Annotated in this window: 8 protein-coding genes; 3 read left to right on the top strand and 5 right to left on the bottom strand. The window is 67.7% G+C overall.

Going from position 1 to position 11,110, the window contains the following annotated elements; translation table 11 throughout:
• The first annotated feature begins 183 nt into the window (after nt 1-183).
• Together ABFX50_RS49500 and ABFX50_RS49495 are read left to right on the top strand one after the other, a co-directional pair.
• Nucleotides 184-1,089 (top strand): AraC family transcriptional regulator, encoded by a 906-nt coding sequence (locus ABFX50_RS49500; RefSeq protein WP_346158024.1) that lies wholly within the window; start codon nt 184-186, stop codon nt 1,087-1,089.
• Nucleotides 1,090-1,512: 423 nt separating this feature from the next.
• Complete coding sequence (locus tag ABFX50_RS49495) at nt 1,513-1,668, top strand: hypothetical protein (RefSeq protein WP_346158022.1); 156 nt, start codon at nt 1,513-1,515, stop codon at nt 1,666-1,668.
• An 86-nt stretch (nt 1,669-1,754) separates the two neighbouring features.
• On the opposite strand, the gene ABFX50_RS49490 is transcribed toward ABFX50_RS49495, so the two are convergent.
• The gene (locus tag ABFX50_RS49490) at nt 1,755-2,900 is read right to left on the bottom strand and encodes an epoxide hydrolase family protein (RefSeq protein WP_346158019.1); all 1,146 of its coding nucleotides are present in this window, start codon (nt 2,898-2,900) and stop codon (nt 1,755-1,757) included.
• Nucleotides 2,901-3,069: 169 nt separating this feature from the next.
• Nucleotides 3,070-3,573 (bottom strand): MerR family transcriptional regulator, encoded by a 504-nt coding sequence (locus ABFX50_RS51700; RefSeq protein ID WP_379504394.1) that lies wholly within the window; start codon nt 3,571-3,573, stop codon nt 3,070-3,072.
• 223 nt (nt 3,574-3,796) lie between these two features.
• Here ABFX50_RS51700 and ABFX50_RS49480 point away from each other — a divergent pair, with 223 nt between their 5' ends.
• Entirely contained in the window at nt 3,797-7,948 is a 4,152-nt protein-coding gene (locus tag ABFX50_RS49480; protein WP_346158015.1) for a phospholipase A2, read from the top strand.
• A gap of 304 nt (nt 7,949-8,252) precedes the next feature.
• Here ABFX50_RS49480 and ABFX50_RS49475 read toward each other — a convergent pair whose 3' ends face one another.
• The 3 genes from ABFX50_RS49475 to ABFX50_RS49465 all read right to left on the bottom strand — a co-directional run bounded on the left by ABFX50_RS49475 (nt 8,253) and on the right by ABFX50_RS49465 (nt 11,087).
• Nucleotides 8,253-8,468: a hypothetical protein gene (locus tag ABFX50_RS49475; RefSeq protein ID WP_346158011.1), complete on the bottom strand. Its 216-nt coding sequence runs from the start codon at nt 8,466-8,468 to the stop codon at nt 8,253-8,255.
• An 81-nt stretch (nt 8,469-8,549) separates the two neighbouring features.
• Nucleotides 8,550-10,655: a prolyl oligopeptidase family serine peptidase gene (locus tag ABFX50_RS49470; RefSeq protein WP_346158008.1), complete on the bottom strand. Its 2,106-nt coding sequence runs from the start codon at nt 10,653-10,655 to the stop codon at nt 8,550-8,552.
• A gap of 288 nt (nt 10,656-10,943) precedes the next feature.
• Entirely contained in the window at nt 10,944-11,087 is a 144-nt protein-coding gene (locus ABFX50_RS49465; RefSeq protein ID WP_346158025.1) for a multicopper oxidase domain-containing protein, read from the bottom strand.
• Nucleotides 11,088-11,110: the final 23 nt, after the last annotated feature.

The raw sequence follows: 11,110 nt of genomic DNA, 5'->3' as shown, positions 1-11,110 counted from the left end.
ACCCGTCTACCAGGGGCTCTGCTACGTCATCAGGCGAACACCGGACCCGCGATCATGCCGTGATCAGCACCCGCCGCCGGAGGATGAAAAGGGGTCAATGAAGTGAGATCACGGAGCTTGGTAAGCCTTCCGGGTTCATCCGCGCACGGCTCGATGTTCAGAGGCGACGTAGAGGAAATGCGGGTGCAGGTCTCGCAGAACTTCTCGCCGCACGGCCTCAAGGTCATCAGAACTCATCCAGACGGTGGCCGGTACAGGCTTTTACACCGCGGGAACATCGTCTTGCACACACTGGCGTACGGGGCAGAAATCCGTGTCGAAGTACCAGAGCTGCCCGAGTACTACAACATTCATGTGCCGCTGATCGGTGGTGGACGACTAATGGTCGGGGGCCAGGATGTCGCTGCACCGCTTACCATCATCGGCCCTCGGCAGCGCATCGACATGAACTGGAGCGTCGATCACGATGTCGTGATCATCCAGATTCCTGAGGTGCTCATCGATAGGGTCCTTGAGGATCAGCTCGGTGATGCCTCGAAAAAGGATATGTACTTCGAGCCGCAAGTCATCGATGAGAGCCCCCTGGGTCGAGTACTCACCGCACTTTCCCGCCCGGCTGCGGCAGGCCAATCGTTTCCCTTTGCGGCTTCATCTCTCGCCGAACACCATTTCGAGCAGTTTTTGCTGCATACTCTGGTCGGCTCACAGCCCCATACCTACTCTGCCGACATCGGTGACCCCAGTGCCCCAGCGACCCCCGCAGCACTTCGACGCGCGCGCCGCTTCTGCGAAGAACACGCCGCTGAATCGATCACTCTAGGAGACATCGCCACTGCGGCCAGGGTGAGCGTCCGCACCCTGCAACGCGATTTTCGCAATCACCTGCAAACTACGCCTCTCGCCTACCTGCGCCAGGTGCGACTGGCGCACGCCCATGCCGACCTGGTGCGCATCGCCCAGACAGGTACTCGGACCACTGTCACCGAAGTGGCCCTGCGTTGGGGTTTCACGCATCTGGGCCGCTTTGCCTGCCTCTACAGGGAGACATATGGCCGATCGCCCTCCAGCACCCTTTACGGGTCACGGTGAGGCCTCACGCCTGACCTCGCCGCGCAATCAGGGCTGCAGATGACAATCGACGACCCCAATGATCGTCGATTGTCCGAGCCAGTCGATTGGCGGAGCCACCTCCCTGACGAAGATCACCCGGTTCATCGCCGGATACGAGCGAGACCTGCGCGCCCGAGCTGGCCTACCCGGCACCATACGGCCGGCCGCCAGCACCCTGGGACGGCTACTCGTCCCGCCTGGACGGCGACGCCTTCGACACTGCCACCTGCGATCCCGTGTTCACGCCCTTGGTGCCCGAAGCGGGCCTCAAGATCACGATGGACGCCCTGCACATCCTGCACGCCCACGCCCGGCAGATCGTCACCACGCCCAGCTCGCCGCCCTGATCCGCGGTCACCGGAGCATCGAAGCCCTGGACTTGGTCGCGTTCACGGCGGACGGGTGCACTCTGGCGAGGCCACCTGCGTGGTCGCACTCGGCATCTCCATCGACGGCGCCAAGGTCCCGCCGGCGATGGAGGAGCATCCCTACACCAGCACCCCCACGGGCAAGAGCTGCCTGCCTGGCGGAATGCTTGTCTCTGTGCGCAGCCCGTAGATCAACGATGAAGACATCATCTGAGATCGGATGGCCCGGAGTTCTCGCGGACCGCCGCCACCGGTGTGAGGCGGCGGTACGGACGATCAGCGCACGGAGCGGAAGAACTCACGCACGTCGGCGACGAACGGGCCGGGCTGTTCCATGGCCAGGAAATGTCCACCGCGCTCGAATTCGGTCCAGTGCACGACATTGTGATCGCGTTCTGCGAAGCGACGGATGGCGATGTCCTGGGTGAGGGAGACCGCCACGCCGGTGGGCACGGTACCGGGTTCGCGTGGCGCCCAGGCCGAGGGGTCGTGGTGGGCCTCGTAGTAGTGGTGGGCCGAGGAGGCGCCGGTCTGTGTGAACCAGTAGATGCTGACGTCGGTGAGGATGGCGTCGCGGTTGACGGCGTCTTCAGGTAGGTCGGCGGCGCTGTCGGTCCATTCCTTGAACTTCTCGACGATCCAGGCGAGCTGACCGGCTGGGGAGTCGTTCAGGCCGTGTCCCAGGGTCTGCGGGCGGGTGCCTTGGAGCTTGTCGTAGCCGCTCTGTTCCTGCTGCCAGTGCTCCAGGCGCGCCAGCCGCTCCTGTTCGGACTCGGTCAGGCCTTCCATCTCACCGTCGGCCCCGATCGGGAAGGTGACCAGGGCGTTGACGTGCACGCCGAGTACATGCTCGGAATCTTGGCGGCCCATGGCCGGGGCGACGAAGGCGCCGACATCGCCGCCCTGCACGCCGTAGCGGGAGTAGCCGAGCCGGTGCATCAGCTCGGTGAAAGCGCCGGCGATGCGGCCGTGCGTCCAGCCCGCATCGCACGTCGGGCTGGAGAAGCCGAACCCGGGCAAAGAGGGGATCACCAGGTGGAACGCGTCGTCAGGGGCGCCGCCGTAGGACCGCGGGTCGGTCAGGGGGCCGATGACGTCCAGGAACTCGGCGATCGAGCCGGGCCAGCCGTGGATGAGCATCAGCGGGGTGGCCTCGGCCTCAAGAGAGCGAATATGCGCGAAGTGGATGGTTTGTCCATCGATATCGGTGGTGAACTGGGGCAGGTCGTTCAGCCTGGCCTCGTGCTTGCGCCAGTCGTAGCCGTCGGCCCAGTAGGCGGCGAGCTGCCGCAGGTAGCCGGTCGGGACGCCGCGGCTCCAACCCTGGCCACCGATCTCGGCACTCCAGCGGGTACGGGCGAGCCGGTCTCGTAGGTCATCCAGCTCGTCCTGCGGGATGTCAATGCGGAACGGGTTGATCATCGAACTATTCCTTCCAGAAACGGAATACTTGCATCAAGAAGGTGGCGGCCGTTTGTTTTCGACTCACCGCCCGTCTCGGAGGACGTGCGGTGAATCGGCCGTTTCGTTCAGGTCGGCACATGGACCCCCGCACTGATTACGGCGTGAGCCATTCTGGTGTGCTCAGAATTCAATTGGCCGGCCCGGGCGATGAGAGCAATATGACTACAACGGGTGCCGCACTACTGCGCGCACTTCCACGATCGGTCTCGTCACAGACTCCTTCCCGGGTGAGCGGCGCCTGACGACCCGAAGCGGTGAGCGGCTGAATGTTTGGAGACCGGGAGCTTTCGTGTTGTTCGCTGCTGTTACCTGGGAGTGGAGCATATGAGGGTTCCATGGCGTCGGCTATCCATATAGCGCAGCACCAGATGCGCTCTTGGGATGGCCGGCCACGCCCTGCGCCCGGATGCACGATCTGGCCGTGCCAGGCCAAGAAGCACTGGGCCGTACGGTCGGTTCCGGACGACGCCGAACGGCGCAAGGAGATCGCCGACGAGACCCGCGTCGTGGCCAAGACCACGATCCACCGGATCCGCGCCAACGACATGCCCAGCCGCCGAAGCCAGGCGATCAACCGGGCCCGCTCCAGCTGCGCCGGGTCGTAGAACCGGTATCCGGGCTCGCCGTCCACCGCGGCCGGCCGCCAGCAGTCGCACCACTCCTCCTCACCCCAGCCGGTGCCGATGAACCGGCCGCTTCACCCGAGGAGAAGGTCAACGACGGGCGTTTTGTCCGGACATCCTGAGAAAACAGAACAAAGGTCTTCTCGTCAACGGGAAAGATCCCTTAGCCTCTGGTTCAGATCCGCTCACCTCCTCTGGTACCCCCCGATTCACGCCATCCGGAGCTGCCCCATGCCCAGAATTCGACGATTACTAGCGACCTTCCTGTCCACGGCCCTTCTCCTGGCGCCGGTGGTGGCACCCGCGCCGGCCTCCGCGAACACCCAGGTGGCCGCCGCCACGATCCCGGCAACCGACATGGCCGTGATGTGGGGCGCCTACGGCAACCAGGGCGGGCACTGGACCGGCGGCGACGCCACCGTCACCATCCCGCTGCCTGACGGGCGAATCGCCTGGATCTACGCGGACACCTTCCTGGGGGAGGTGAACGCCGACTTCTCCCGCCCGCGCGACGCCCCGTTCATCAACAACTCAATGGTCGTGCAGAGCGGCACGACGCTCGGCCCCACCCTGCACGGCGGGACCGCCCAGGCGCCCACCGCGCTGGTGGACACCCCAGAACACGCCGACGACTTCTTCTGGGTCGGCGACGGCACCGTCGAGGGAAACCAGCTCAAGGTCATCTACGGCCGGTACATCAAGACCGAGGACAACCCGCCCCTGGGATTCGCCAGGCAGGGCACCGCCCTGGCCACGTTCACGCTGCCCGACCTGACACTTTCCTCGGTACGGATGCTCCCGGTCAACGCCGACATGGGCTGGGGGTCGGCTCTTCTGGAAGAGGACGGCTTCAGCTACATCTACGGCAGCGAGTACGCGGAAGGCGCCAAGTTCGCGCACGTGGCCCGCGCTCCGGCAGGCGAACTGGGTGGACCCTGGCAGTACTGGACGGGATCCGGCTGGTCGGACAGGGAGTCCGACTCGGTCAGGTTGCACAGCGGGGTGGGCGAGGGCATGTCGGTCAGCAAGATCGGCAGCCAGTACGTCATGGTCACGCAGGAGAACAACGACGTCTTCAGCGGCTGGATCGTGGCCTACGCGGCCAACTCGCCGACCGGTCCCTTCTCCGGGCCCACCTACCTCTACGAGGCCCCCGAGCCCGAGGTCAGCAACAGATCGCAGTTCATCTACGTCGGCCGTCACCATCCCGAGCTGGCCGATCCGGGCGAGCTGTTCCTTTCCTACGACGTCAACGCCTGGAACGGCGAGGACCACTACCGGGACGTGCGGATCTACCGGCCCAGGTTCAAGGAGGTCGCCTGGCCGCCCAAGGTGTCGGACCCGACCCCGGCGCCGGGCGCTCCCACCAACCTCAAGGTGCGCGCGGGCAGCGACGGTATCAACCATTTGACCTGGAGCGCGCCCAGCGGTACCAACCTCAACTACTGGGTGTACAAGAAGAACCTCACTCTCGGACAGACGCACTTCACCAGAACCGGCAACCCCGCCACGTCCACGCAGTACGGTGACCCGTTCGTCAGGGACGGCCACACCTACGCCTATCAAATCCGGGCCATCAACCAGAACGGTACGGAGGGGCCGGCCTCCACACCCGCCAGCGCGACGGGCCGGCTGGCCGTACCGCCGGCGCCCACCGGGCTCACGGCGACGGCGGGCCAGGCGGGCGAAGTCAAGGTGGCCTGGACCATGTCCGAGCCCGGAACGAACTACCGCCTGTACCGCAGGGACGTCACCGAGGGCGAGACCGTTTTCACCGAACACCCGCTCGACGACCCCTACGCCGTCACCGGGACCATCGTCGGCCTCCAGATCGGGCATACCTACGAGTTCAAGGTGACCGCCTACAACCAGGTGGGCGAAAGCCCGCCGTCCAACCTCGTGCAGGCCAAGGTTGCCTTCCAGGCACCCGCCGCGCCGCAGAACCTCAGCGCGACCGCGCTGGCCGACGGTTCTGTGAAGCTGGCCTGGACGGCCCCGCCGGGCGGCGCCGTGAACCACTGGATCCACCTACGGGACGTGACCTCGGGCGCGACGGGCTTCACCCGCCACCCCTTCCCGGTGAGCGGCCAGACCACCACCCTCACCGAACTGTTCAACGGCCACGCCTACGAGTTCAAGGTGACCGCCGCCAACGACGGTGGCGAAGGCCTGCCGAGCGCGGTCGCGACCGCCACGGTGCGGCTGGCGCCACCGGCAGCCGTGAGCGGCCTGACGGCCACCCCGCAGAGCGACGGCTCGATCAAGCTGTCATGGAGCGCTGCTGAGCGAGCCAAGAGCTACTGGGTCTACCGCAGGGACGTCACCTTCGGGCACGAGCAGTTCTCCCGCTACCACCAGCCCTTCGGCGCGACCACCGCCACGCTGAATGACCTGCACGATGGCAACGTCTACGAGTTCAAGGTCGCGGCGGTCGGCGACGGCGGCGAAGGCCCCGCCGGCGCGGTCGTCACCGCCACCGCGAAGGTCACCCCGCCCGGCGCGCCGACCGGGCTGAAGGCCGAAGCAGGCTCAGGCACGGTCAAGCTCACGTGGACACCACCCGTCGGCGCGCAGATGTACTGGATCTACCAGCGTGACATCACGGCAGGGGAGAGCGGGTTCACCCGCCTGCCCTATCCGACCTCGGTGCTGTCGGCCTCGTTGGAAGGCCTGGCCAACGGCCACACCTATGAATACAAGGTCTCGGGCATCAACCAGGCGGGCGAGGGTACGGCGAGCGCCACGGTACAGGCCAAGCCCCAACCGCCCAAGCCCGCGAAGGTCACCGGCGTGACGGCGCAGGCTCAGGCGGACGGCACCGTCAAGCTCGCCTGGACGCCGATCGATGGCGCGTTCTACTGGGTCAGCTACCGTGACATCACCGCCGGCCAGAGCGCCGACACTCGGCTGGAGTACCCGGCGACGGGCCCCGCGGCGCACGTGGGTCCCTTCACCGCAGGACACCAGTACGACTTCAGGATCACAGGAACCAACAGCGCCGGAGACGGGCTTCCTTCCGACCCCGTACGCGTCACCATCCAAGGTGCCGCAGCGGCGGCGAGCCCTGCCGCGATGCTCAACCCGACGGCCGTCCCCACCAAGAAGCTCGCGGCGGCGGCTGCGGCCGGACTGCCCCGGCCACCGTCGAATTTGACGGTCACCGGGAGGGGCAACGGCTACGTGGACCTGGCCTGGGTGAACAGCCTGGACCACCCTGCCGTCTACTACTGGGTTCAGTTCCGTTCCGTCGGCAAGAGCACCTGGTACAACCTGCCGTACCCGACCCTCGGCACCACGTACCGGGTGACCAAGCCGCTGTGGAACGGCTTCGAGTACGAGTTCCGCGTCGTAGCGGAGAACCAGACCGGCGCCAGCTCCCCGACGAACGTGGTCAGGGCGGCCCCCGGATCCTCACCGCCTTCGCGCCCGACAGGACTCACGATCGCGAGCAGGGACCACGGCGTCGAACTGCAGTGGACGCGCAACTCCACCGAGGACTTCTACTGGGTGGAGTTCAAATCGGCTGGAACCGGCACCTGGTACCGGCTGAACTACCCGGCGGTGTCCAACGAAGCGACCATCACCTATCCCCTGTGGAACGGCTACAACTACGACTTCCGGATCGTCGCCCTCAACGCCGCGGGGGAAAGCCAGCCCAGTGCCGCCGTCACCGGGGGCCCTCGGGTCTCGCTGCCCCCACAGCCCAGCACTCCCACCGGGTCTTCCCGGATCGGGTACGCCCACCTGAGCTGGGTCCTGCCGGGTCCCATCAACCATCACGTCTTCTACTGGCTGTACTACCGTCCATACGGCAGCACCAGCTGGACCAGGGCCAAGTACCCGATCGCGAATTTCTCCATCGACCTGAAGTATCTGCCGCCCGGCCGGTACCAGGCCAAGGTGTCGGCCGTGAACATGGCAGGGGAGGGCCCGCACTCCGGAGTGGAGACCGTACGGATCCTGCCCACGACCGAGTGGGCCCTGGCCTCCCTCACCGAGAACACCACGGCCAGCTGGAACACCTGGCTGTCGGTGTATCCCAGCCCCGCCGGCACCCTGTACGACGGCTACGACTTCGACTGGAGCAACGACCTGTGCTCGTGGGCCGTCGACCGGCCGGTGCTGCGGCTGACTCCCTACCAGCGCGTCGACTGGCGCAGCTCGTGCGCACGGCACGACTTCGGATATCGCAACTACAAGGCGATCGGCAAATGGAACTACAACAGGAAGCTGCGGCTTGACCGGCTCATGCTGGCGGACATGTACCGGGCCTGTGATGTGCAGATCCGGCACGCCAACCCCGAGTGCCGCGCACTAGCGGGCGTGTACTACACGGTGGTCAGGCAGTGGAACGAGGACGGCGACTTCGACCCGGGCACCTGACCCAGCCCGGCTGGTGGCCCGGCCGTTCCGCCGGGCCACCAGCCATTGGTGGCGCCGCACCAGATCCCGCCGTTAGCGAGCAACCCGACCTGGGCAAACGCCGCCGCAGGGCGTTACCACGACCGCGACCGCCGGACTCATCCCCGATCGTCCCGACCGAAACCTGCGCTCCGAGCCGAGCCCGGTCACCTGCCGTGACCTGGAGTGATGCTCCTTCTTCGGGGCGCAGCGCACGGACCCGACCGCTGCGATGTGGGCTCACGGCCGAGAGGTCGCGGCGTCCCGTCCCGTGATCCGCCGTCTGCTAGGCGCCGGCAGGCAGGGCGATCCCGAGCAGGTGCACCCTGGGCGAGATCACCTGGTGCCAGAGGTCGGAGAAGTCCGGGCCGTACGCACGCAACGCGCCGGTCAGCAGGCGCGCCGCGGTCGTGGCCTCCTGCGCGGCGAGCGTCGGGAAGCGGCGGATCAGGCGTCCCTCGGTGTCCGGTGAGTCCGGAGGCAGCCAGCCGAGCTCGGCCATGTCCGCCTGCCAGGTGGGATGGGGCGCGGCGGGAATGGCGGCTTCGATCTGGAGACCCCAGGGCCCGCTGCTCAGCCGTACTCATCGTGACCCCTCGAAAGCGTGCAACAGGAAGGCCAGCACATCGGCGAGCAGGGCATGTTCCTGCTCTCGGGTCGAGCCGGCGCCGTGACCGCCGTGCTCCTCGACACGCAGCAGCACCGGCCGGCCGGAGGCCGTGGCCGCCTGCAGGCGGGCGGCCAGCTTCGCCGGCTGCCACGGCGGCACCCGCGCGTCGCGCCGTCCGGTGGTCAGCAGCACCGCCGGGTACGGCACGCCGTCCTCAACCCGCAGGTAGGCATCGGCGATCAGCAGGCCGCGCAGGCCGTCCGAGGTGGCGACGCTGCCGAACTCCGGCACGTTGATCGGCCCGTTCTCGCTGAACTCGATCCGTGTGGCGTTGACCGTCGGCACCTGCATCGCCATGGCAGCCCACAGCTCCGGCCGGCGCACCAGCGCGCCGCCGGTGGGAATGCCGCCGGCGCTGACGCCCTCGCCCGCCAGCCGTCCCGGCCGGGTGTAGGCCAGGGCGATGAGGTGCTCGGCGCAGTCGATGAAGTCCGTGATGGTGGCCTCCTTGCGCGGGCCGCGCCCGGCCTCGTGCCACTCCCGGCCGTAGGCGCCGCCACCGCGCAGGTGTGCCATGGCGTAGACGCCGCCGCGCTCGTACCAGGCGAGCATCTCGGGACGGAACCACGGCAGGTCGGTGACCCCATGGGAGCCGTAGCCGGTGAGCAGGGCCGGGTTGTCGCCATCCAGCTCCAGGTCCTTGCGGTGGATGACGGTGAGCGGGATTCGTGTCCCATCCCTCGCGGGCACGTGCAGGATGCGGGCGTGCACGCCGCCGAAGTCGACCGGTGAGCGGGGCGCCAGCCCGGTGTCCTCGAAGGTTTCGCCGTCGTAGCGGTAGAGCCGCGGCGCTTCTGTCCAACCGGCCGCCAGCAGCAGGGCTTCGGGCCGTTCCGGGTGGGTGGTCCACTCCCAGATGGCGCCCTCCACCGGCAGCGGGAGGTCGGCGGGCTCGCCGCCGGACAGGGGCGCATGCCGTACCCGATGGACGCCACCGTCGAGATCGCGCACCAGCAGCCGGTCGCCGACGACCCGCACCGCCTCCACCACGCGCTCACCCGCGGGCACGACCACCCGGGCTCGGGACAGATCCGGTACGGCAAGCGGAACGGCCAGTACGTGGGAGCGGGGAGCGTCCCGATGGGAGACCAGGTAGAGGGTGTCGTGGCTGGTGGCGAAGGCGGTCACGCCGTCCGCCACGCCCGCTACCTTCCGCCACGGGCAGGTGACCGGATCGGCGAGCGCGGCTCGTGGCGCCACGTACAGCGAGCAGTCGCTCAACTGCTCGCTGGTCCAGGGGCCGAGTGCGCCGTGGGAGACGATCGCCAGCATCCACTCGCCGTGCGGCGGCACCACCAGGAAGGGCCGATCCTGCGGGGTCAGCTCGACGTGGGGGTTGAGCCCGCGCGCCAGCACCACCTGGTCCTGCGCCGGTTCGGTGCCCAGCCGGTGCAGGAAGGAACGGCTGTCCAGGCGGCGCTCCTCCGGCGGGGCGCCCGCCGGAGGCTCCAGGAAGCGGTGGTAGACGAACGACCGGCCGTCCTCCAGCCAGCTCAGGAAGGCGAAGCGCGTCGTGGGCGGGATCGTCTCCAAGATGGCGCCGGAGCCGGCGTCGATGACCTGGATCGTGCTCTCCTCCGACCCGGACGGGAAGACGGCGCAGGCGATGTGGCGGCCGTCGGGGGAGGGCACGTACCAGTCGATGGCGTGGTGCGCCTCGCCGGGCACGGTGTCCGGGTCGAACAGGACCCTGCTCGCCCCCTCGGGCTCACGCACCATCAGCATGGGTACGCGGGCGTCCGGTTCGCGCGCCAGGTAGAAGATGCTGTCGCCCGCCGGCGTGAAGTTCGAGTACTGCGGGAACGCGCCGCCCAACTCGCGGATCCGGGTCAGCAGCTCCTCCCGGCGCGGCAGGGCGTCCAGCTGCTCACGGGCATGGCTGGCCTGGCCGTCGAGCCAGCGGTGGAACTCCTCGCCGTCCACCTCCATCCACCGGTAGGCATCGTCGAGCGTGATGCCGTGGTGGACGTCGCGCACCACGTCCACTCGGGCGATCGGCGGGCCGGTGATGTCGCTCATCTGCATGATCATAGGCGGCGCTCGCGAAGCCGGGTGAGCTGGTGACGTGGCTCAGGGAACCGGTGTGCAGGAACGGCGCCCAGTCCTCGGCCCCCCACTCGGGTCGGCGTCACGGCCCGGAACTCCTGAAGCTCCGCAAGCCGTCACTCAGTTGATCAGTGGGTACGGCGGCGGGGCGTCAGGTTTGACCTAGCGCATGGCGGTGCGGGGGTTCTTGTGCCGGGTCTCGCCCATGACGAGTTGCGTCACCCCGGCAGGAGCAGGAGGGCCGATCATGGTGCGCAGGTGTTAGATGATCTCGAGGTTGGCCATCATGGCCATGTCCTCGTGTTCGGCGTTGTGGCAGTGGAACAGGTAACGGCCGCGGTAGCCGTCGAAGCGGGTGATGATCTCCACCCCCTCGCCCGGCCGCAGGGAGACGGTGTCCTTCAGGCCCGCGTCGTGGGGCAGCGGCG

It is taken from the genome of Nonomuraea recticatena (assembly GCF_039533245.1).
GTDB classification, from domain to species: Bacteria; Actinomycetota; Actinomycetes; order Streptosporangiales; family Streptosporangiaceae; genus Nonomuraea; species Nonomuraea roseola.
This window is presented reverse-complemented; position numbering and strand designations above follow the sequence as displayed.

Bases quoted from the DNA above. Each gene is read 5' to 3' on its own strand.
- ABFX50_RS49475 (WP_346158011.1), bottom strand. From the start codon at position 8,468: ATGGCCGAGCTCGGCTGGCTGCCTCCGGACTCACCGGACACCGAGGGA.
- ABFX50_RS49470 (WP_346158008.1), bottom strand. From the start codon at position 10,655: ATGAGCGACATCACCGGCCCGCCGATCGCCCGAGTGGACGTGGTGCGC.
- ABFX50_RS49490 (WP_346158019.1), bottom strand. From the start codon at position 2,900: ATGATCAACCCGTTCCGCATTGACATCCCGCAGGACGAGCTGGATGAC.
- ABFX50_RS49480 (WP_346158015.1), top strand. From the start codon at position 3,797: ATGCCCAGAATTCGACGATTACTAGCGACCTTCCTGTCCACGGCCCTT.